Origin of the sequence: Salinimicrobium sediminilitoris (genome assembly GCF_020866905.1) — a bacterium.
Classification (GTDB): Bacteria; Bacteroidota; Bacteroidia; order Flavobacteriales; family Flavobacteriaceae; genus Salinimicrobium; species Salinimicrobium sediminilitoris.
Genome location: NZ_JAIVCC010000017.1, coordinates 68303 through 91831 on the forward strand (window position 1 = coordinate 68303; position 23529 = coordinate 91831).

Here is a 23529-nt window from a genome sequence, read left to right on the forward strand (position 1 = left end):
AAAAGGTATTTTTCGAACCTATTTAATCTGAGCAGCATTTGGCAAAAATAATTCCTTTTAAGGCAGTACGGCCGTCAAGGGATAAGGTGGGGCTTGTAGCTTCACGTCCCTACCAGGAATATTCGGTGGAAGAAGTAAGATTTCAGCTGGAACACAATCCCTTTTCTTTTCTTCATATCATCAATCCCGGTTATAAATTTCAGAAAGAAATATCTGGAAGTGAGCGATTTCAGCTTGTAAAGAACCGCTACCTTGAGTTTAAGGAGGAAGAGGTTTTTATTCAGGATGGAAAGCCGGCATATTACCTTTACAAGACTATTTCCCGGGAGCAGGTCTACTGCGGAATTATTGCTGCCACAAGTGTTGAAGATTATGAAAATAATGTAATTAGAAAGCACGAGGATACTATTTCTCACCGGGAACAACTTTTTAAAGACTACCTTAAAACAGTAGGTTTTAATACCGAACCAGTGCTTCTCACCTACCCGGACAGCCCTGTGATCAATGAAATCACTACACAGGTAATGCAGGAAAGGCCGGAATATGAATTCTCCTCCCTCAACCGCGATATTCATTACATGTGGGTGGTGGATGATCCCGAAAGAACAGAGAAAATAAGGCAGGAGTTTGAGCGTATGAAATCTGTTTATATCGCCGATGGGCATCATAGAAGTGCCTCTTCCTGGTTACTGGCGAAAGAGTCACGGGAAAAGAATCCAAATCACACCGGAGAGGAACCTTATAATTTTTTCCTTAGCTATATGATCGCCGAAAGCAATCTTAGACTCTACGAGTTCAACAGGCTGATACGCGATCTCAATGGGCTGGGGAAAGAGGAATTTTTAATTAAACTGGACGAATGGTTTCGCATAGAGAACCGTGGGACACAGTATTATAAACCCTCCAAAAAACATCATTTTTCGATGTACCTGGATGGCGAATATTACTCACTTTACCTGCGCAAGACGAACTATGAATTCACAGACTCGTTGAGCGCACTGGATCCTTACATCCTGTTCATCAAGATCCTCAAACCTATTTTAGGCATCGAAGATCTTAAAAATGACAACAGAATATCTTACCTTCCCGGGAGGAACGAAAGTTTTGACGTAAAGAAAGCGGTAGATGAAGGAGAATTTGCCGTTGGCTTCGGAATGTTGCCCCTCACTATTGAAGAGATCAAAGAAATCGCCGATGCAGGTCTCACTATGCCACCCAAAAGCACTTGTATTGAGCCAAAACTGAGAAGCGGTCTCACCGTTTACGAATTTTAGAGATTTATGAGGATTTCAGAAAACATAAAAAGAAAAAAAGCGGAAATACCGGAAGAGGTTACTCTTGTCGCTATTTCCAAAACCAAACCCGAAAGTGACATTTTGGAAGCCTATAATACCGGGCACAGGGTCTTTGGAGAAAACAAGATCCAGGAAATGACAGAGAAGTGGGAACAACTTCCAAAGGATATTAAATGGCACATGGTTGGCCACGTGCAGCGCAATAAGGTAAAATACATGGCCGAGTTTGTTGACCTCATCCACGCTGTTGATTCCCTGAAGCTGCTTAAGGAAATCGAAAAACAGGCCGAAAAATATAACCGCACTATCCCCTGTCTTCTACAGATCAAAATAGCCGAAGAAGACACTAAATATGGAATAGATGTTGATGAAGCAAAAAGTATACTTCAGTCAGACGCTTACCGCAAGATGTCTCATGTTAAGATAGTTGGCTTGATGGGGATGGCGACCCTTACCGAGAAAGAAGAAAAAATTAGAAAGGAATTCAGCTTTTTAAAGACTACTTTTGAAGAATTGAAATCCAGGTATGATTCCTTTACCACATTATCAATGGGAATGAGTGGCGACTACAAGATCGCCATTGAATGCGGCAGTACAATCATAAGAGTAGGAAGTTCAATATTTGGAGAAAGAAATTATAATTAACAGGGAGATTTAGCATTTGTACGCAATTTTAGACATAGAAACTACCGGCGGGAAATATAATGAAGAGGGAATTACAGAGATTGCTGTTTATAAATTTGACGGTCACAAAGTCGTAGATCAATTTATTAGCCTGGTAAATCCCGAAATCCCAATTCAGCCATTTGTTGTTGGACTTACAGGTATAAACAATGATATGCTACGCCAGGCACCAAAATTCTATGAGGTAGCAAAGCGAATCGTAGAAATAACTAATGGAGCCATCCTGGTAGCCCACAATGCAAAATTTGACTATCGCATCCTGTGCACAGAATTCGGTCGCCTGGGTTTTGATTATGAAAGACAAAGCTTGTGTACCGTGGAGCTTTCCAAAAAACTTATTCCGGGGTTGCCTTCCTACAGTTTGGGTAAGCTCGTTAGATCCCTTGGAATTCCCCTTAGTGACAGACACCGCGCCAACGGAGACGCCCAGGCCACGGTAAAGTTGTTTAAGATGCTGCTGGCAAAAGATTCAGAAAAAGAGATCCTCAAAAGTTCGGTTCGCAATGCACCAAAACTTCAGATGGATACGAAGCTAATCCGGTTACTTGAAGAACTTCCCTCGATCACCGGTGTTTATTACCTGCATAATTCCGAAGGAGATATCATTTACATTGGGAAAAGCAAGAATATCAAAAAACGGGTGAATCAACACTTCACCAATGAGAACAGGAAGTCTATAGAGATTCAAAAAGAGGTTGCATCCATAAGTTATGAGGCTACAGGAAATGAATTGAACGCGCTGCTAAAAGAAAATGAGGAGATAAAAAGAAATAAGCCGAAGTTTAATAAATCCCTTTCCAGAAATATTTTTTCTTATGCCCTGTACCAGTCAAAAGACGACGACGGGTATATCAATCTCAAAATTGGTAAAGCCGATCGAAGGAAGAAAAGCGTGACAACTTTTACAAACCTGCAGCAGGCAAAGGCTTTGGTTTCAAACCTTGTGGAAGAGTATAACCTGTGCCAAAAGTACACAGGAATCCATACCGGAAACGGAGCCTGTTTCAACTACAGCATTAAAAAATGCAATGGGGCGTGCGTGAAAAAAGAATCTCCTTTAGAATACAATGAGCGCGTAAAACAGGCACTTCATAAGTATAGTTACGAAAAGCAAAATATGCTGGTAATTGATCGTGGCAGGGAACTGGACGAAAAGAGCGCATTGCTAGTGGAGGAAGGACAGTTCAAAGGAATTGGATACTTCAACCTCAACTATCAACTCAATAACATGGAGATCATAAAATCCATAATTACCCCAATGAAAAATGATCGTGATGCCCAGCACATCATTCAGAGTTACCTTAGAAAAAATAACCGCCTCAAAGTCATAATGTTGGATCCTGCACAATAGAATTGTCTTCCCCGGTAGAGAAGATTCTGCCGAAAAATCCTATTTTTAGACTGTAATTAATCATTTGTGGCCCAAGCAACAACTTCTTCCTGGAAAAAGAAACTCCATGAGATCATCTATGAAGCTGATACTCCTGCAGGGAAAGCTTTTGATATAGGACTTCTTCTAGTCATTATTCTTAGTATAATTTTAGTAATGCTGGAGTCAATCCCCGGAATGAGTGAGAGGTACTACTGGGAATTTTATACTGCCGAGTGGATCATAACAGCAATTTTTACCGTAGAATATATCTTGAGGATCGTGGTAATTAACAAACCATCAAAGTATATTTTTAGCTTCTATGGTATAGTAGATCTGCTTTCTACGCTTCCTACCTACATTGCCATTTTAGGTGGGGGACACAATCTTTTATTTGCAGTCCGAGCTTTAAGGTTATTAAGAATATTCAGAATTCTAAAGATCACCCGCTATATTGGAGAGTCAAACAAGCTCCTCCTGGCTCTGCGAAACAGTCGCGCCAAAATCCTTGTTTTTCTTTATGCTGTTATTATTATGTGTGTGATCATGGGTACAGTAATGTACCTTGTGGAAGGCCCCGAAAACGGATATACGAGTATTCCAACGGGGATATACTGGTGTATTGTTACCCTTACTACAGTAGGTTTTGGAGACATTCACCCGGTTACCCCACTTGGACAATTCATTGCTTCTGTCATTATGATCACCGGTTATGGGATCATTGCAGTACCTACAGGAATAGTTACTTCAGAGTTTAGCCGTGCCTCGGCCAAAGAAGTACCGGTAAATACTCAGGTCTGCCCCCATTGTAATGAATCCAAGCACCTTGACAAAGCAGAATATTGCCATAACTGCGGAAATCTTCTGAATGAATAAAAAGCACCTCATTGTAATTGTAGGTCCCACTGCTATTGGAAAAACCTACCTCGGAATTGAGCTGGCACGCCATTTTAAAACTGAAATTATTTCTGCCGATTCCCGGCAATTCTTTAAAGAAATGACCATTGGGACTGCAGTTCCAACTGAAGATGAATTACAAGCCGCAAAGCACCATTTCATTCAGCACATTTCTATAGAAGAAAATTATTCTGTAGGAGATTTTGAGCGGGACGCCCTGCAAAAACTTCAGAAATTATTTTTGAAGCACGATGTTGTAGTAATGGTTGGCGGGAGCGGACTTTACGTAGATGCTGTGGTAAAAGGACTGGATGAGTTTCCTGAAGTAGATCCCGCCATCAGGCAAGATTTAAAAAAGGAGCTGGAGGAAAAAGGATTGGAAATGCTTCAGGAAGAACTTGAAATAAAGGATCCTGAATATTTTTCCGAAGTAGACCTGCAAAATCCGCACAGGGTGATAAGAGCTCTTGAAATTTGCAGAGGAACCGGAAAACCCTATTCCGCATTTAGAAAAAGGGGAGCCAAAAATCGCTTTTTTGACACCTTATATGTGGGACTCACTTCAGAAAGGGAGATTGTTTACGATCGTATCAATCGCCGGGTGGATATTATGATGCAGCAAGGTCTTTTGAAAGAGGCTGAAGCACTTTTCCCCCAACGGGAACTAAACGCGCTCAACACTGTTGGGTACAAAGAACTTTTTAAATATTTCAATAAGGAATGGGACCTCGAAACGGCAGTTGATGAAATTAAAAAGAACACCAGGAGATTTGCCAAGCGGCAGTACACCTGGTTCAGAAAAAATGAGCAGATCAACTGGTTTGATATTTCCACTCCTCCTGCAAAAATTCTGACTTTTGTCGAAGAAGAAATTACCTGATTATTGCCCTTTTTAGATATTCCCTCCCGTTGGTTTGAATGAGCAATTGATATACACCCGCCTGGTACTCACTCAGGTTAAGCTTATATTCTAAAACGGGTATGCTGTTATCATACCTGTGCTCCAGGAGAAAACGTCCCCTAATATCAAAAACCTCGATCTGATGAATTTGAAGACCTTCAGAAACCTCAAATTTAAATAGTCCATCGCCGGGATTAGGATAAAGTATTAAGGTATCTCTCTCTACAGGTCCGGGTGTTTCACATATCTCCAAAGGATCCTCCACCACAACTTTTACCGTACAGGAACCCTCTCCATTAAGTGTGGCATAAGAAAGGATCACCTCATTCTCTCCCAGGTCTTCACAGGTGAAGTTTGTTTGGCTAAGGTAATATGTACCGCTTGGACCACTGGAAAAGGCATCCTGAGCGTTCAATCGAGCCCTCCCGCTTATATCTAAATCCAGGGTAATGAGATCCCTACAAACTACTCCGGAAGGATTTTCCTCATTGGGCAGGATCGTTATATTGGCTTCACAAGTATCGGTATTTCCGGATGCATCTGTAACAGTCAAAGTTACTTTTTGCTCCCCAAGATCGGCTCCGATGAAGGAAGTACGGTCAAGGCTCATAGAAGCAATTTCACAATTGTCTGTAGATCCACTATCAACATCCTCTGGTGCCAAAGTTGCCGTTCCATTTATATCCAGAGTTAATTCTATATCTGCTTTACAAGAAGCGACTGGGGCAATATTATCCACGATCTCTACTTCTATCTTGCAACTTTGGGAAGGATCATCTTTCTTGGTCAACGTGATAGTATGAAACCCGACATCTTCACAGGTGTAGGTCACATCCCCAAAAAATTCGGCATTACCCGGGTCTCCTTCGAAAAGATCCTGTGCGGTTAAAACAGCCTCACCACCGGCATCAAGCTCAAGGGTTAAATTTTCCACACAATCCAGTTCCCCGGTTGTAGCCATATATGGTTTTACATTTACCGTGACTTCACAAAAATCTGAATTTCCCGAGGCGTCGGTTACCGTAAACCTTACAATTTGAGTACCAACATCGGTGCTGGTGAAACTGCTTTTGCTCAGGGACATATCTTCTATGGCGCAGTTATCTGTGGAATTTTGATCTACATCATTTACAGATATTTCTCCTGTTCCGTTTTCATCCAGAACCAGATCAATTTCGGAAGTGCAGTTAACCAAAGGTGGTAAATCATCCACAACAATGATCTCAATTTCACAACTTCCTGTATGTTCGCCGTAATAAGAAGCTGTGATCATTTGAGAACCAATGTCATCACAGGTAAAATCTTTCTTACTTAGCTCCAGTTCAATATTTTCCTGCTCTCCGGAATAAGTAAGACTCAGCTCTGCCTTACCTTCCCAGTCGAGCGACAACGGCACAGATTCGGCGCAGTTAACACCTCCCGATTGTTCATAGGGAATAACATTGATGGTAGTCTCACATGTTTCCACATTCCCATTCACATCAACTACGGTCACCACAACCTCGTTCTCTCCAACATCTGTAATTTCAAAACGGCTTTTACTCAAGGTAGTACTGGCAACCTCACAGTTGTCTGAAAAGCTGTCCAGTATAATTTCTGCGGAAATTATACCGTAACCTTCTTCATTCAGAAAAAGGTTGAAATCCTCCCGACATTTAATTACAGGTTTTATTTGATCTACTACTTCAATTTTAGTGGTGCAACTTCCGGAAGAACCATCAACAAAATGGACAATTAATTCTACTTCCTGCTCTCCAATATCCTCACAGGTAAATACGTCTTTACTCAATTCAAAAAAGTCAACTGCAGGACTGGTTGGGTCTGCATCATATAAGGTAGCGGGATCCAGAGTAGCGGTTCCGTTAGGGCCCAATGCCACTTGAGTGGAAACACAATTTATTTCCACAGCAGGAGTATTGTAAACAATTGGAAAGGAACATGCCGTGGAAACATTTCCAGCTTCGTCCTCTACTGTTAAGGTCACTGTGGTGTTATTTGTAACTACGTCCTGAGGTGCGGGAACCTGAATGACATTAAATTGGGTTGAGCAATTATCTGTATAACTGATTCTATCCTTATAATTTGGAACTACAAAGTTCTCACCGGGAACAAGATCTACTTCCACAGGAGAATTATTACAGGAATTAAGTTCAGGAGGAATGTTATCTTCTAAAGTCACCACTAAATTGCACTCCCCAACGAAAGGAGAATTTGCGTCAATTCCATGATATACTTTAAGATTTACTTGCAGCTCTTGCCCCAGTCTTTCCTCAATTTGTTCAATAAAAATCCCATTATCAAAGTTTTGCCTGTTAATAATATAGGACTCAAAATCTGGCGCAGAATAACTACAATCCTCATCAAGCTCCAGAGATAATCCGGCAGTCGATCCACAATCAAAAGATGGCTGATCTTCCTGGACTAAAACAAGCTGAATTGAACAGACATCCGATTCATTATCGAATTCATCAAAAGCCCGAATGTTTACAGTAAAATCCTGAGTAATTTCATTATTTGCAGCCGGGGTTTGTTCATACCTAATGGAATTGCCACAGTTATCAACTGCCTCCACTTCCCCAAGCAGGTCTGGAACAAAATACTTGCCGTTTACTGCTGAAACAAATTGCGTGGAATTCTGCGGACATACAGTAAACTCCGGCGGTTCTTCATCTTTAACGGTGATCTTTAAGGTACAGGTAGCAGTATTCCCTGTTGCATCTTTTGCCTCGAACTGTATCTCGGTTTCCCCCACCGGGAAAAAGCTTCCTGAAACAGCACCCCCGTCGATTATAGAAATAGTTGGCTCTCCGGCATTATCTGTAGCAGTAGGCCATTCGTATTCCACCTCCGCCCCGCATGCTCCGGGATCGGTTAATACTTCAATATTACCCGGGCAACTTATCACAGGATCTTCCTCATCTTCGGCTTCATTTATGGTCACCGTGAAGCTACAGGTGGCGGTATTGCCCGCCGCATCTGTGACTATAAAGGTATTGGTGATGGTTTGCCCAACAGGAAACTCACTTTCCGAAGGTAATCCCGCTGTTTGAACAATACTTGCTCCGGGGCAGTTATCCCCAAATGGTACACTATAGTTTACTATTTTACCCGTTTCTCCAATAGCAACATTTTCTACAATATTTGAGGGACAGTTGATTGCGGGATCTTCAATATCAGTAACAGTAACATCAAAACTACAAATAACAGGAGGGTTTATCCCATCACTGGCTTCATATGTAACAGTCGTGGTACCATCAGGAAAAACTTCTCCCGAGGAAGGACCACCATCAGTTCTTGTGATCGAAACATCATCATTTTCGGAATCTTCGGCTGTAGGATCAGCAAACACAGCAACCGCACCGCATATTCCTGATTCTGAATTCAGGTCAATATCTGAAGGACAATTTTTTAAAGTGGGCGGCAAATTCTCATCTGCAGGACTAACAATTACATTAAACTGGCATATAGCTGTTGCTCCTGAGGCATCTTTAACTGTGAATTCTATAGGATGTGTCCCTTCAGTAAATTGCGTTCCCGAAGCCTGGCCTCCAGTTTGATTTACAGTAAATCCACTACAATTATCATCTGCAACGGGATCCGGAAAGTTTACAGGGATAGAAGTTTCTCCAGTTGCTAACTGCGCATTCACAACGTTAGGACAATCGAGAAATACAGGGGCTTCATTATCTGTAACAGCTATGGTAAAACTACAGTCAGCAGAATTTTCGGACTCATCTGTTGCTCTGTATACTACAGTTTTTGTTTCGCCCACAGACACAAAATCTCCCGGTTTTGGACCACTTATCCAGGTAATTTCAGGATCAACACCAGAATCGTCTGTTGCTTCAGGAATATTATAATTCACTATAGCTCCACATTCTCCGATATCTGCAGGAAAGGTCAGATTTGTACAGGAAGTAAAAACTGGATCTGTAGTGTCTTCCCCTCCCTCAGCTTGATATTCGATTGAAAATTTTCCTTCAGGCTGTGGGCCGCATTTAAAAAGAACGGTGTCTTCTATAACCACCTTTACCTCTCCCGTTGCCACCGGAACAACTTCGGCGGTGAAATTATCCTCTCTTTTAAACTCTTTTAAATTAAAATCAAAATCTACATCAACATCATAAGGAACAGGATAAGTTCCAAATATTCCTAAGTCTAATGATCGTATGTCTAAAGAATGGACAGTTAAATCCATATTATTGACATGTATTCTGCCACAGCTGTTAATAGCTAGATCAATTGGCAAATCTAGATCCTGGGAAGAAAAATTTCCCACCAAATTGTAATTATTCCGCGAGTCATAAACCTTCACATCGAAATTCCCATTTTCAATACCTGAAAAACTTTCTAGGAGTGCCAGAGGGTCATTAAACAGAGCTCCTAAATCAAAATCATCTGCAAAGTCAGCGACATACAAATAACCATATTCATCTGTTACCAAACTACCGGGACTGCCTTGAACATCTTTATTTATAATGGTAACCGGATTATAATCTTTATCATATACTAAAACTCTTCCATTTTCTCCACCAGAATCACTTAAATATATATTGCCTTCATTATCAACTGCGATCCTTAATGGATCCCTAATAGGATCTCCTTTAAAATTATCAATTGTATGAATATATCTCCCTTCTGGAGAATAAATTTTAATAGCATCCCAATTACCCGCTGTTTCACCGGTATAGTTATCGGCATTGTAAATATTTCCATCTTTATCTAAGGCAAGGCCGGATGTGCCCCGAGGATCTTCACTTTCTGCATCTGTACCTCTTCCAATTTCGTTGATCAACTGAAAGGAATCATTGAAAACCAAAATTTGTTTTTCACCGTGATCGGCGACATAAATTCTTCCATTCGATCTATTAATCACAAAATCTAAAGGTGTCTCAAAGTAACTGGCATCAATTACAGGATTGGGATTCCCAAGTTTATACAGTCCATTGCCATAGGTTAAATAAAAAAGTTCATCACTGTCGTTAAAATCAATACTTATGACAGCTTCAGATAATTTAGCCTCAAGATAAGGTCCGAGTTTCCCTAAACCTGAGATACCTCCAATATCATCTAAAATTTCATCCAAAATCTTATCAATGTTAAAACTAGTCAAATCTTCTTTGTTACCAACAAAGGAGAATGCAGGATCAACCCTCTGAAGATCTTCTAAACTTCCATTATTTACATTAATGGCAGAACCGTCGATAAAATTGACTGCTTCTTCAAATTTGATTTCAATAGGTATAGGATTTGCACTGGAAGGTCCTGGTGATTCAGAACTTGTAATTTTCACTCCATTCTGGGCAAAAAGAGAAGAAGAAAACACAAAAAGTAACAGGAAAAGAGATATACTTCCCCAACAACCAAAAAAATGCCGCAAGAGTACGGCAGTAGAATTACATTTTTGGACGGTTTGGAGTCTCCTCATAGAGTGCAGCTTACTAACAAATATAAGTAAGTAAAACGAAGACCCCGATAAAGTATTGTTAACAAATATCAAGACATTGCTGCAGTTTCACTGCAGCGATGCCCGATACCCGGAACTGAAAATTTTATGCTTATTTCTGAGCTTCTTCTTTATTTCTAATCACCAATCTAAATCCTTCCCCGTGAATGTTAAGGATCTCTACGTTCTCATCCTTTTTAAGGTACTTACGCAGCTTGGCTATATAAACATCCATACTACGGGATGTAAAGTAATTGTCGTCTCTCCATATCTTGGTTAGAGCTAACTCCCTTGGCATAAGATCGTTCTCATGTAAAGCTAAAAGGCGCAACAATTCGTTCTCTTTTGGAGACAGTTTTGATGGTTCCTCATCTCTAAAGGTAAGGAAGCGAAGTTTTGAATTCAGGTGGAAATCTCCAATCTGGAATTCGAACTGCTTGCTATCGGCCACGCTGTCTGTAGCTTTACGCTGCATAATAGCTTTGATCTTCATAAGCAAAACTTCACTGTCAAAAGGCTTGTTCAGGTAATCATCTGCCCCTACTTTATAACCTTTTAAAACATCTTCTTTCATTGCCTTTGCAGTCAGGAAGATGATAGGAATTTCTTCATTCTTTTCCCTAATCTCTTTGGCTAGTGTAAAACCATCTTTATATGGCATCATCACATCCAGGATACAAAGATCAAAATCATCTTTTTTGAATTTCTCAAATCCTTCCATCCCGTTCTTGGCATGTGTGACCTCATAATCGTTCATGGCCAGGTAATCTTTTAATACCGTTCCAAAGTTTGGGTCATCTTCAACTAGTAAAATCTTCTTATTTTCAGTTTCCATAAATTAAGATATTAGTGGTAATTTAATTATAAATGTACTTCCTTTTCCTTTTTCACTTTCCACGCTTATTTGTCCGTGGTGGTCATCAAGGATACGCTTGGCATAGGCAAGTCCAAGGCCGTGGCCTTTTACGTTGTGGATATCTCCCGTATGCTCGCGATAAAATTTTTCAAATATTTTTTTCTGAACAGGTTTTGTCATTCCGCTTCCCTGGTCACGTATTTTCATGACAATATAGTTCTTTACATTTTCTGTGTAGATATCAATTTTAGGCGCATCTGTAGAATATTTCACTGCATTATCAAGCAGGTTTACAACCACATTGGTAAAATGGGTCTGGTTTGCCAGTATTGATGCTTTCAAGGCCCCAAAATGTGTTTGAATATATCCCTGTTTATCTTCCACAATTAGATCTATATGCGTAATGGCTTCTTCAATTAATTCATGTAAATCAAGTCTCTCCTTTTTAAGATCGAGTTCATTCTTTTCCAATCTGGAAATTCGCAGTACGTTCTCAACCTGTGCATGCATCCGCTTATTTTCATCCCTTATCATGCGGTGATAATGAGCGACTTTTTCGGGATCGTTCATGATCTTTGGGTTCTTGATCGCATCCAGTGCAAGATTAATAGTTGCAATAGGTGTCTTGAACTCGTGGGTCATATTATTAATAAAATCTGTTTTAATTTCAGATATCTGCCTTTGCTTTATCAATTGTGATAGTGCACTTGAATATGCTACCACAATGATAAGGGTGAAAATGATCGATAAAGCCGCCATTAAAGTAATGGAAGACAATACAACCTGTTTCTTTTCGGTAAAGTTCACGAACAAATTATAATCATTAATCCTGCTTCCTGAAGCAAAAACCGGCACCCTGTAAGTTGTTCTTGCATCCAGTTTAAAATTCTCTGACTGCACCTTGGTTGCCAGACCATTGTCGTAAACAGCATATTCAAAGGAGGTATGCATCCCCCTGTTCTCAAGTTCATTCTGGATCAAACCTTCCAGATATGACTTTGAAACCCGCTCATGCAAAGGTTTCCTGCTCGTATATTCGTTCACAGTGGAACGGATAAATTCTTTCTCCACATCTTTCATCCTAAAGATGCGATTGATCCTGCTGGAGGTGGCAAGCAAATCCTCATTTATGCTATCATTCTTCACCAGCTTGGAAACCCTGCGGTTAATAAGCTTTTTAAACTGAATGGTATCTATAGATGCATCCAGAAAAGCTGTAGAAAGCCTGTAATCTTCTTCCAGTCTTTCCTGTGAAGAGAGATAGTCATCTTCAGAGGACCCATTGCGCTCATCTTCAAATATTTCATTGATCATCGCACTATCTGCCTTCGCTCCCAAACTGTCAACCAACTCCTGCATCGCGAAATAGTAGTTTTCCAGTTCGTTATTCTCAACTTCTGTAGCTACCCTTCGCAGTATCTGTTTTGCATTGAAAGAGAATTGCTCTTCCTTGCTCTCAACCGTGTTTTTTATCCAAAACCCCTGAACAAATATAATTCCTATTAAAGAGAGGCTCATTAGAACCACCAAAAGAAAAAAAATCTTTTTGTTCATATTTTCAAAAGTATGATTTTAACATTTAGCCAAAGACGCCTTTAACCAAATGTTAACAAAAGAAAGTCAGTATTTACGCGCGCTCAAGAAGGGTTTCGTGCAAGTCACGCACTGCTTCGCGGGTTTTGGAGAGCTCCTTGTTTTCAATAAAAAAATCTGCAAGTTCCGCCTTTTTTTTATCACTCCACTGGTGGCTCATCCTGGCTTCGATTTCTTCCAGTGTAGAACTATCCCGCTCCTGCAACCTCGCCACCCTTTGTTCAAAAGGAGCGGTAATGAGTAGATTGAAGTCGCATTTGCGATAGCCTCCTTTTTCAAAGAGAATGGCTGCTTCATAAATTACATAAGGAGCAACCTGATCTTGTTTCCAGGTCTCGAAATGTTTGGCCACAGCCGGGTGAATTATTCCATTAAGTTGTTCCAGCTTTTCATTGTCGCCAAAGACTTTTGAAGCAATAAATTTTCTATCGGGAATTCCTTCTTTGTAGGCTTCCTCTCCAAAAAGTTGAATTATGGCAGCCTTTATTTTTTCATCTTCCAGCATTAACTTCTTTGCCTCCACATCGGCAATAAAAACAGGAATACCCAGCTCTTTAAAGAATCCGGCTACTGTTGTTTTTCCGCTTCCAATGCCTCCTGTAAGCCCAAGTACTTTCATTTTTTGATAATAAACTGAATTCTCTTCTCATTTAGCCGAATATTAGAAGTGAATTCCGGCTTCTGAATAACTTCAGGAATAAGAAAATCCTGCTGTCCTCTTACATCGTCGAAATCCACAACCACCCTAAAATCTGAAGCTGTTACTCTGCTGAAGTCTTTCAGGTTCACCTGGTAAAACAGCACGACCTCCTTGGGGAAGATCACGACATTAAGCCCTCGAGGCACGTTCATGATTTCAATAGGAACCTGCACCTTCCCTTCAGTAACTTTCTCGACATCCACCGCATATTTTACTTTATTGCGATAAAAAGTAACATTGGGAAGAGCCGTGGTATCGAGATACACTATCCCCTGTTGATCTTCTTTCACTTTTGTAAGGCTAAGCTGCTGGGTGAAAAGTTTTGAAAGGGTATCCAAAATATTGTCGGGACCGCTCACCATAATAGAATCTGGCTCATATTTCAAAGCCTCCACAGCCGAATATCCCACTGCGTATTCCATTTTCATGCGGAAAACAACAGGTAATTTTTTCTCCTGTTTTTGTTCATATTGCACAACAAGCGCATCCTTTAAAAATTCGTTGTCATCCAGATCGATTTCCAGCTGGGATTGAAGCTCTGAATGGTTTTCATCAATCGCATAAACCAAAGCATCATTCTCAATACTTGCTTTAGAAAGATCAATATTTACAGTAGGCGGAAAAAGAGAGAACCAGGCGACTGTAAAACCATTTTCCTGAATCCTCAATTCCAGACTTTGCGGAATTTTCCCCACCAGCAGTTTATCCTGCGGGACATTTACATATTCCACAGGGATCTCCAGCACCTCACTGTACTGCTTGGAAAACTGAACAAAGATCCAGATCACAATAGCAAAAAAGAGAAAAAATAAAAATGAGTTAAAATCGGTTTTTCTAAACCGGGCTTTGGTAAGCGTTTTAAATCTTTTAAGCATGTTTAAAAAATAGCTTTGGGAACCTCTTTTCTGGATCCATATTTAGAATCCTAAGATAGCAGGTTGACTTGCAGTAACCAAACCCATATCCTAAAAATTGAACCATGGCGGCTACTATAGAAAGTCCGGCGATCTTGATACTACGGTTAAGAACAAGGGAATGGAAAAACAAGATCAAAAAATAGGTGACATAAAGCCAAAGCGGCCAATACCATCCAAAAATGGCAAAAATGAGAGCTGTTATTAATCCCAAACTGAATAAAGTGGGAAACCAGTAAGTGATCTTGGCCGAATGTGGGTGCCATTTGTTGAGAATTGGCCTCACCATCCCAAATTTCTTCACCTGTTGATAGAATTTCTTCCAGTCTATGCGTCGCTTATGATAGACAAAAGCCTCCGGAAATAACCTGGTCTTAAAATGCTCTTTTTGAAGCCTTAGTGCAAGATCTGGATCTTCGCCGGGATGGATCCTTCCGAAGCCATTGCTTGCAACAAAAGCTTCTTTAGACAAACCCATATTAAAACTGCGGGGTTGAAAATTACCCACGCTTTTTTTTCCTCCCCGTATTCCGCCGGTGGTCAAAAAGGAGGTCATGGCATAATTTATAGCTTTCTGTAGGTCACTAAAATCCTTATGGGCGGCATCCGGGCCGCCAAAACAGTGAACAAAATCCTTCAGGAGTTCCTTTTCAACTTCAGCGAGGTACTGCGGCGGCAAAATCACATCACTATCCAGGATCAAAAAGTAGTTCCCGGCAGCTCTTTTCATTCCGTAGTTGCGGGAGTCCCCCGGTCCTGAATTCGGTTTCCTGAAGTAGCTGATGTTCAAACTTCCGCAGTATTCCTGCACCACTTCTTCCGAAGAAATTGTCGAACCATCTTCCACGATCACAACCTCAAAAGGCTTTTGATATTCCAGGGCCTGCATACTTTGCAGCAGCTCCTTTATCTCGGCGGGGCGGTTATAGACAGGAATGATAAATGAAAAAGAAAGCTCCATGACACAAATGTATTAAAGAATGTGGGACAGGGCCCAAAAAATAAGAGGCCCCAAAAATGACATTTTCGAGACCTCTTACTATCGATATTTGAACTAGCTTACTCTTCTTTCCCTTTTATAAAAGCTTCCATAACCTGCTGGCTCACTCCCATATTGGAGAAACCACCGTCGTTGAAAAGATTTTGAAGGGTAACTCTTTTTGTAAGATCCGAGAACATTGTGATAATGTAATTAGCACAATCCATTCCCGTTGCATTCCCAAGAGGCGACATCTCATCGGCATAGGCGATGAAACCATCGAAGCCTTTAACTCCTGTACCTGCAGTGGTAGGAGTTGGAGACTGGGAAATTGTATTTACTCTTACTTTTTTCTCTTTCCCGAAGAAATACCCAAAACTACGGGCAATTGATTCGAGATATGCCTTATTGTCGGCCATGTCATTATAGTCCGGGAATACTTTCTGAGCAGCGATATAAGAAAGCGCCATAATACTCCCCCACTCGTTCATTGCATCCTTTTTATAAAGACTCTGCATGGTTTTATGGAAAGAAACTGCCGATACATCCCAGCCTTTAGTGGTATAATCATAATTCATATCGGTATAGTGATTCCCTTTTCGCACATTGACAGACATTCCTATGGAATGCAGCACGAAATCAAGCTTTCCGCCAAGAATTTCCATGGCTTTCTCTACAAGATTATCAAGGTCTTCCACCTTGGTGGCATCTGCAGGAATAATTTCGGAATTCGTCTTTTCAGCAAGATCTTTGATATTCCCCATTCGCATAGCGATAGGTGCGTTGGTAAGAACGAATTCTCCCCCCTCTTCATGGACGCGCATCGCCGTTTTCCAGGCGATAGAATTTTCGTCTAAGGCCCCAAAGATGATCCCTTTTTTTCCTTTTAGTAGATTATATGACATGGTATGGTTTTATAGTGTTTGTTAAGCGGGTAAATATAATAAACATCTTTTAATTCAAAAGGGCTTTCGCATGCGCCACGGCAGAATCACTAATGTTTTTGCCGCCCAGCATCATTGCAAGCTCTTCTATCCTGTCTTCCCCTTTCAATTCCTTGATATTGGTGATGGTGCTGTGAACCGCATCTTCTTTATAGATCTTGAAGTGCCTGTTTCCTTTTCCTGCAATCTGCGGAAGGTGGGTTATGGCAATAACCTGCATATTACTACCCATTTTTTGAAGGATACCCGCCATTTTCTGGGCAATATCGCCCGAAACTCCTGTATCTATCTCATCAAAAATTATGGTGGGGAGTTTGCTGTAAGTCGCAAGAATACTTTTCACAGCCAGCATGATCCTGGAAAGTTCCCCGCCAGATGCCGCCTTTTTTATGTCGTTATAACTACCGCCCTTGTTGGCAGCCAGCAACCAGTTAAGCTTATCCTGCCCATTGCTGTAAAATTCTTTTTGTTGCTCCAGCTCAATTTTCAGGGTAGCATTTGGCATTCCCAGGTCGGCCAGAATATTTTCTACTTCCTTAATAAACTTCGGAATTACGCTTTTTCGGGAGGTATGAATTTCTGAAGCTATTTTATGCAGCGCCTCTTTCTTCTCTAAAATGGCTTTTTCTGAACGTGCTATTTCTTCATCGGCATTTTCTGAAACTGCTACTTTTTTGGCTAGCTCTTCCTGAATTTCCTTCAGTTCCTCTACTGTACCGGCTGCATGCTTCTTTTGAAGATTATACAACACCTGAAGCTTTGCGTTCACCTGCTCCAATTCGGTAGGATTTGCCTCCACTTTATCTAAAGCTGATTCAAGTTCGGTGGCGATATCATCCAGTTCTATGTTCACACTTTGCAGCCGTTCAAAAAGCTGCTGATATTGACTTGAGATGCCTGAAATCTTTTGCAGGTTATTTTTTGCTTCCCGAAGTGAGGCCGCAGCACCAACTTCTTCCTGCTGAATATTATTGATCGCACCTCCCAATTGCTCGGTGAGCTCCTCTACATTACTAAGCTCTTCATACCGCTCCTCAAGCTCTTCCTGCATCCCCGACTCCAGCTTTGCCTGCTGAAGTTCGGTAAGCAAAAACAGGTTGTAATCGTATTCTTTGGTAGCCTGCGCCTGCTCTTCTTTCAACTCCTGCAACTGCTTTTGAAGTTTCTTAAGCTGTTGCAATACTGCCTGATAATCTTTAATTGTTGTGGCATTTTTGGCCAGGGAGTCGATTACCAGGAACTGGTATTCATTATCACCAAGACTTAAAGTTTCGTGCTGACTATGGATATCAAGCAGCTTCTCGCCCAAAGTCTGCAGGGAGGAAAGGTTCGCCGGAGTATCATTTATAAATGCCCGGCTTTTTCCTGAAGGTAAAATTTCCCGGCGTATAATAGTCTGGGATTCGTAATCGAGATCTTCTTCAGCAAAAAGTGATTTAAGCTCATAGGAGGAAATATTGAAGCTTCCTTCAATAACACACTTCTTTTCCTGATTGCGAATTGCACTAAAGTCGGCACGCTTACCAAGCAAGAGCGAAAGAGCTCCCAGCATTATGGATTTTCCAGCACCGGTTTCTCCTGTTATTATCGTAAAACCGCTTTGAAGATCCATCTGGATGTCTTCAATAAGGGCGTAATTTTTTATAGAAAGGCTTGTGAGCAAGAGAATGTAAATTTGGGTTAAAGATAATGGAAAATTCAATTTACAATTAGCAATTAGCAATTAGCAATTAGCAATTAGCAATTAGCAATTAGCAATTAGCAATTAGCAATTAGCAATTAGCAAAATTAAACGAATTCATTTTTAAGCACCAAAAAAGAAGAAGTAAATTCCAAGCACTCAATTCCAAAAAGGATTCAAGATTCAAAGTTACTTTTCTCCTAAGCATTTGCTTTCTGAGTAGTCACCACTGTTAACTCAAAAACAGAGTTCTCGACTCAGCTCAACCTGACAGTAAAAAGTTCTGGTTCTTGATTTTTGCCTCTCCTGAATTGCCCACTAAACTCTGAGCCCTTGAAAAATTTCCCGCAGATCCCGCAGATTTCCACAGATTTAAAATTCTTGACTGCTGCTCCTGATTCCTGTTCGTTCTGAACTGCTTACTGAACACTGAACACTGAGCACTGAGTACTGAGTACTGAGTACTGAGTACTGAGTACTAAAATCTAATATTTCCCCACTTCTCAGAAAAAGTAGGAGCCATGTTATTTAAAGCATCTACCACTTCACGGATATTGACCTGTGGCCCACCGCTAAAGATCTGCTCCACCTCGTCGGCTTTGGCGTCGAAGAAAGTCCTCAACAGGAGAGAATTTGGTCGCCGGCTGTTCATACGTTCCAGGTCGATAAGAGCTGTGGCAATTGCTTCCTTCCCTTCTTCCGGTGACATGTGCATTACATCCAGCCCATTCCGGTGATAGTCATAAAGCGCATTTCTGTATCCCGAATAAGTATTCGAAAGCAGATTGGCATTAAGTTGATACCGGGAACGATTTCCATCTGTGCCTTTCCACCCGCTGTAAGAACTCTGTTGTGCTGTTCCCACAATTTGGTTGGCAGTTTCAAAATAAGGTGTCCCTCCCTGTTCAGTAAAGGTATCGGCATCGAGACCTAAGATTGTATAGACATAATACCCAATTATCGAAACAAGATTAGAATCGAATTGACTGGGACTAAATTCCAGCGGCTCATACTCGGTATACTCAAACGCAAGATCATCGTCGTTAAAGTTAAATACAGGACTAACCATGGTGGAGCCAAAAACCGGTCTTGAGGATTGCACCTGTATGCTCCCAGAAAAACTGTTCCCGTCATAACTGTTGATGTTGATGAACATACTACAATTGATGCGCTCCTGCGGAAGAAACTCCCTGTTGGTCCAGCGGGTTTGGTTGATGAATTCGCTAATGGTGTTTTGAAGTGTTTTAAAAACGGAAGCATTTGCCTGCCCTGTTTTTTCTGAATTGACCACCACCTGGCAATTTAGCTCCTGCGCTCCGGCAGCTACGCTAAGACCAAACATAAACAGTAAAACAAATACTCTATTCATTGCTTAACAGGATTATTTCATTCAGGATGTCGCCGGCTACTTCTGTTTTCGACTTTATCTGGAAGCCTTTGGTCTTTCCATCTTTGAACAGGATCTTGATCTTATTGGTTTCCGATTTAAATCCGGCACCGGAGTCGTTCAGGGAATTCAGAACGATAAAATCCAGGTTCTTTCTCTGTAACTTCCCTGCGGCATTCTCCTCTTCATTTTCAGTTTCCAGGGCAAAGCCAACCAGGATTTGGTGCTTTTTTGCTTCTCCCAGGCTTGCCAGGATATCAGGATTTTTTACCAGCTCCAACATCATGGTTTCCGCCGATTTCTTGATCTTTTGGGTAGCCGAAAGCTTCGGGCGGTAATCTGAAACCGCAGCCGATGCAATTGCTATATCAACTTCAGGAAAGAACTTTGTAGCGGCTTCAAACATATCTACAGCACTCTGCACCCTTATCAAATTGATCTCCTCATTGGGATTCTGCAAATGTGTGGGACCGGAGATTAAAATTACTTCCGCTCCCAAAGAACGGGCAGCAGCAGCAAGTTCAAATCCCATTTTCCCACTGGAATGATTTCCTATAAAACGTACCGGGTCAATGGCTTCGTATGTGGGACCGGCAGTAATGAGTACTTTTTTATTCCGAAGTGGAAGACTTTCAGCAATATGATCTTCAATAAACTTTAGAATATCTTCGGGCTCTGCCATTCGGCCTTCCCCGGAAAGCCCGCTTGCCAGTTCTCCCGAAGTAGCGGGGATCATAGTATTCCCAAAGGAAGTAAGTATGTCAAAATTTTCCCTTGTAGAAGGATGCCTGTACATATCAAGATCCATTGCCGGGGCAAAATATACCGGACATTTGGACGATAAATAAGTAGCAAGTAAGAAATTATCGCTGTGCCCTTTTGCCATTTTTGAGAGTGTATTAGCGGTAGCAGGTGCGATAAGCATAAGATCGGCCCAAAGGCCTAATTCCACATGATTATTCCATTGGTTGCTATGATCTTCTTCTTTAGTAAAAGAAGAAATAACCTCATTTTTGGAAAGTGTGGATAAAGTAAGCGGAGTAACAAATTCTTTGGCTGCAGGAGTCATTACGACCTTCACCTGGGCCCCGGCTTTAATAAACAGCCGGACCAAAAATGCTGTTTTATAAGCGGCTATACCCGCGGTAACGCCGAGAAGTATCTTTTTGCCGCTTATTACAGACATAATTCTTATTCTTCGCTTTGGGTATTGCGATAGTAGATCTTTTCATTAAGCCACTCCTGAACTGCTAAAGCATGCGGCTTTGGCAACTTTTCATAGAACTTGGAAACTTCGATTTGCTCTTTGTTTTCAAAGATCTCATCAAGACTATCATTGTAAGTAGCAAATTCATCCAGTTTTTCAAGAAGTTCTTTCTTGATCTCTGAATTTATTTGGGTGGCTCTTTTCGAGATTATTGAGATCGCCTCATAAATGTTGTTGGTAGTAGCATCGATCTTGTTCTTGTCAAGAGTCGTAGTATTAAGTGGAGCCTCTGTTCTCTTTAGATCTATCATATTCTCGTCTCAGATTTTAATTGTTGTTCTTTTGTTTCAATATCTTTTAAAGCAGTGTTAGCCATATCAATAAACTCCCCTTCGGAATAGTAACGCTGGTAATCCTCGTAATATCCTCTTGCTTTTTCCAGTCTCTCGGGCATGGCATATTCATAACTGTTAATGGCATAAAGATAAGCCGATTCAAACCTGTAATACATAGCTTTTTCCCTGAAAGGGGAACCGGGATATTGAGATATAAAATTGTCAAAAGCCGTCATTGCTGCAATATAACTTTCGGTGTGATGATATTGTTTTGCAATTTCATAAGCCTTTTTCTCAAGTTTCACCCTAAGTTCTGTAACCAGTTTATTGGCCTCATCCATTTTTTCACTTTCGGGAAAACGGTTGATATAATCCTGGAGCTTACTTATCCCTTTTACAGTTTCAGTTTGATCAAGATTATATGGAGGAGAGAGATAGTAATAACTCTTAGCCCCTTTAAAAGCAGCCTCTTCAAGTTTCTCACTCTCTGGATAGGTTTCTACAAAACGCTCAAATTGATAACCGGCAAGGAAATAATCTCCCAGCTCATAGTAGGTATCTGCAAACAGGTACATCAACTTTTGCCCCTGTGGTTTACCTCTAAATTCTGGCACCAGCTGCTCAAAAAGCCTTAATGCCTTCTTATATTTACTCCTGCTATTGCCTTCCCCTGCTTTAGCCTCATTATAAAGCTTTTCTGCAGTTGAATACTTTAAACCTGTGTCTTTACTCTTCAACACTTTCTGGTATTCCCCACAAGAGGTAAAAAGAATAGCTAAACTTAAAAATAGGATGATTTTCTTCATTCTGAATTTTAACATCTGGCAAAAATACTCTTTTCTGCCTTATTATAAAAACTTTAGTTTCAGTGCAAATTACACCAAAAACAAAGGTCTGCCCGAAGTATGGGAATTAAAAATTATCAATAAAATCGTCGATCTTCGTGGAAAGATTATCAGTTGAAGAAACCAGCGGCAATCGCAGGTTGTTCTTCACTATTCCTTTCTTTTTAAGCATGGCTTTTATTCCAACAGGATTGCCTTCAGCAAAAATAAGATCAATAGAAGGAGCTACCTTATAGTGAAGTTCATAAGCTTCATCCACCTTTCTTTCAAGTCCCAGCTTTACCATTTTAGAGAATTCGGCTGGAAGGCCCTGCGCAATAACAGAGATCACTCCATGTCCCCCGGCGAGAACCATTGGCAAGGTGATCATATCGTCACCTGAGATCACAAGGAAACCTTCGGGCACCTCGTCAATAAGTTTCATTGCCTGCACGATATCTCCTGCAGCCTCTTTAATCCCGATAATATTATCCACCTGCGCCAGGCGTTTCACAGTTTCCGGAAGCATGTTAGAACCTGTTCTTCCCGGGACGTTATACATAATGATTGGCTTTGGCGAAGCAGCCGCCACAGCTTTGTAATGCTGAAATATACCTTCCTGCGATGGCTTGTTATAATAAGGAGAAACAGAAAGTACGGCATCAAAAGCCGACAGATCTGTACTCTTCACCTCTTCAGAAACCTTTGCTGTGTTATTACCGCCAATTCCAAGTACTAGTGGGATACGACCATTATTTTCTGCAACCACGGTATCAATAACCAGTTGCTTCTCTTTAGAAGTAAGGGTCGCACTCTCGCCGGTAGTTCCAAGAACCACCATATAATCAATTCCGTTCTCGATTTGAAAGTTCACTAAATCTTTTAGTGCTTCCACATCTACAGTAAGATCGTCTTTAAAAGGAGTGATCAAAGCAACTCCCGTTCCAACAAATTTGTTCATTATGTTGTTGTGTTTAATATTTTTAAATACTTTTTTAATTCTTCGGTGAAAATTTCTGCTTCTGAAAGTTCTGCGGAAATATTCAGATCAAAAATGGTCTTTTCGGAAGTCTTTTCTCTTCCCACCTTTAACCTCGCCCGGGTAACCGAAACGAGAAAACCGGCCATTTTATTTTCTGAAGCTGTAAAAGATACCAGAACATCAAATTGAGCATCTATGAACGCTGAAGCTTTTTCAGAAACCTTGCCGTTCCATCGAAAATCTTCACGGGAAATTTCAGGCCATTCAAAAGTGTCAATTTTGACAGCTTTTTTTTCACAAAACACAAATTTTACTTCCTGTTGCTTCAGGTTTAGATCTTCCTTCAGCTTTAAAAAATGTTTTACGGTATCTTCACTGCTGTCATCCAGAATAATTCCCAGTTTATACACCTTACCTTCAGCAACCGAATTTTCAGAAATCCGCAGATTTTTTCGCGCTACCGCAAGCTTAAGATCTTTAATTTTCACAGGGCAAAATTAGGAATAATTGTATTACCAAAAACAAGGGAAACAAG

Annotated in this window: 19 protein-coding genes; 5 read left to right on the forward strand and 14 right to left on the reverse strand. The window is 40.8% G+C overall.

Annotation, left to right across the window (positions count from 1 at the left end):
* Positions 1 to 38: 38 nt before the first annotated feature.
* The 5 genes from LA313_RS15170 (at position 39) to miaA (ending at position 5125) form a co-directional block, all read left to right on the forward strand.
* The gene (locus LA313_RS15170; protein ID WP_228916502.1) at positions 39 to 1274 is read left to right on the forward strand and encodes a DUF1015 domain-containing protein; all 1236 of its coding nucleotides are present in this window, start codon (positions 39 to 41) and stop codon (positions 1272 to 1274) included.
* 6 nt (positions 1275 to 1280) lie between these two features.
* On the forward strand, positions 1281 to 1940 hold the full coding sequence (locus LA313_RS15175; protein WP_228916503.1) for a YggS family pyridoxal phosphate-dependent enzyme: 660 nt from the start codon (positions 1281 to 1283) through the stop codon (positions 1938 to 1940).
* Between the two features lie 16 nt (positions 1941 to 1956).
* Positions 1957 to 3330, forward strand: a complete 1374-nt coding sequence (locus LA313_RS15180) for an exonuclease domain-containing protein (RefSeq protein WP_228916504.1) — start codon at positions 1957 to 1959, stop codon at positions 3328 to 3330.
* Positions 3331 to 3396: 66 nt separating this feature from the next.
* Entirely contained in the window at positions 3397 to 4224 is an 828-nt protein-coding gene (locus LA313_RS15185) for an ion transporter (protein ID WP_228916505.1), read from the forward strand.
* Positions 4217 to 5125, forward strand: coding sequence for a tRNA (adenosine(37)-N6)-dimethylallyltransferase MiaA (gene miaA / locus LA313_RS15190; protein WP_228916506.1), 909 nt, complete (start codon positions 4217 to 4219; stop codon positions 5123 to 5125). The genes LA313_RS15185 and miaA overlap by 8 nt, the downstream gene beginning before the upstream one ends.
* On the opposite strand, the gene LA313_RS15195 is transcribed toward miaA, so the two are convergent.
* The 14 genes from LA313_RS15195 to LA313_RS15260 all read right to left on the reverse strand — a co-directional run bounded on the left by LA313_RS15195 (position 5118) and on the right by LA313_RS15260 (position 23482).
* Positions 5118 to 10574, reverse strand: coding sequence for an HYR domain-containing protein (locus LA313_RS15195; RefSeq protein ID WP_228916507.1), 5457 nt, complete (start codon positions 10572 to 10574; stop codon positions 5118 to 5120). The genes miaA and LA313_RS15195 overlap by 8 nt on opposite strands.
* Before the next feature lie 130 nt (positions 10575 to 10704).
* Positions 10705 to 11427: a response regulator transcription factor gene (locus LA313_RS15200; RefSeq protein ID WP_228916513.1), complete on the reverse strand. Its 723-nt coding sequence runs from the start codon at positions 11425 to 11427 to the stop codon at positions 10705 to 10707.
* Positions 11428 to 11430: 3 nt separating this feature from the next.
* Positions 11431 to 13002, reverse strand: a complete 1572-nt coding sequence (locus LA313_RS15205; RefSeq protein WP_228916515.1) for a sensor histidine kinase — start codon at positions 13000 to 13002, stop codon at positions 11431 to 11433.
* 73 nt (positions 13003 to 13075) lie between these two features.
* On the reverse strand, positions 13076 to 13660 hold the full coding sequence (gene coaE / locus LA313_RS15210) for a dephospho-CoA kinase (protein ID WP_228916517.1): 585 nt from the start codon (positions 13658 to 13660) through the stop codon (positions 13076 to 13078).
* Positions 13657 to 14616, reverse strand: coding sequence for a YbbR-like domain-containing protein (locus LA313_RS15215; RefSeq protein WP_228916519.1), 960 nt, complete (start codon positions 14614 to 14616; stop codon positions 13657 to 13659). Before LA313_RS15215 ends, coaE begins: the two co-directional genes overlap by 4 nt.
* The gene (locus tag LA313_RS15220; protein ID WP_228916521.1) at positions 14609 to 15616 is read right to left on the reverse strand and encodes a glycosyltransferase; all 1008 of its coding nucleotides are present in this window, start codon (positions 15614 to 15616) and stop codon (positions 14609 to 14611) included. Before LA313_RS15220 ends, LA313_RS15215 begins: the two co-directional genes overlap by 8 nt.
* 98 nt (positions 15617 to 15714) lie before the next feature.
* On the reverse strand, positions 15715 to 16539 hold the full coding sequence (locus LA313_RS15225; protein WP_228916524.1) for an enoyl-ACP reductase FabI: 825 nt from the start codon (positions 16537 to 16539) through the stop codon (positions 15715 to 15717).
* 49 nt (positions 16540 to 16588) lie between these two features.
* Positions 16589 to 18241 carry a DNA repair protein RecN gene (gene recN / locus LA313_RS15230; RefSeq protein WP_228916526.1) on the reverse strand — a complete coding sequence of 551 codons (1653 nt, stop codon included), beginning with the start codon at positions 18239 to 18241 and terminating at the stop codon, positions 16589 to 16591.
* A gap of 496 nt (positions 18242 to 18737) precedes the next feature.
* Positions 18738 to 19628: a type IX secretion system protein PorD gene (gene porD, locus LA313_RS15235; protein WP_228916528.1), complete on the reverse strand. Its 891-nt coding sequence runs from the start codon at positions 19626 to 19628 to the stop codon at positions 18738 to 18740.
* The gene (coaBC, locus tag LA313_RS15240) at positions 19621 to 20832 is read right to left on the reverse strand and encodes a bifunctional phosphopantothenoylcysteine decarboxylase/phosphopantothenate--cysteine ligase CoaBC (RefSeq protein ID WP_228916530.1); all 1212 of its coding nucleotides are present in this window, start codon (positions 20830 to 20832) and stop codon (positions 19621 to 19623) included. Before coaBC ends, porD begins: the two co-directional genes overlap by 8 nt.
* 5 nt (positions 20833 to 20837) lie before the next feature.
* Entirely contained in the window at positions 20838 to 21164 is a 327-nt protein-coding gene (locus LA313_RS15245; protein WP_255702538.1) for a DNA-directed RNA polymerase subunit omega, read from the reverse strand.
* The gene (locus tag LA313_RS15250; RefSeq protein ID WP_228916532.1) at positions 21161 to 21994 is read right to left on the reverse strand and encodes an outer membrane protein assembly factor BamD; all 834 of its coding nucleotides are present in this window, start codon (positions 21992 to 21994) and stop codon (positions 21161 to 21163) included. The genes LA313_RS15245 and LA313_RS15250 overlap by 4 nt, the downstream gene beginning before the upstream one ends.
* A gap of 106 nt (positions 21995 to 22100) precedes the next feature.
* The gene (gene dapA, locus LA313_RS15255) at positions 22101 to 22973 is read right to left on the reverse strand and encodes a 4-hydroxy-tetrahydrodipicolinate synthase (RefSeq protein ID WP_228916534.1); all 873 of its coding nucleotides are present in this window, start codon (positions 22971 to 22973) and stop codon (positions 22101 to 22103) included.
* Entirely contained in the window at positions 22973 to 23482 is a 510-nt protein-coding gene (locus LA313_RS15260; protein ID WP_228916536.1) for a DUF6913 domain-containing protein, read from the reverse strand. Before LA313_RS15260 ends, dapA begins: the two co-directional genes overlap by 1 nt.
* Positions 23483 to 23529 lie beyond the last annotated feature (47 nt).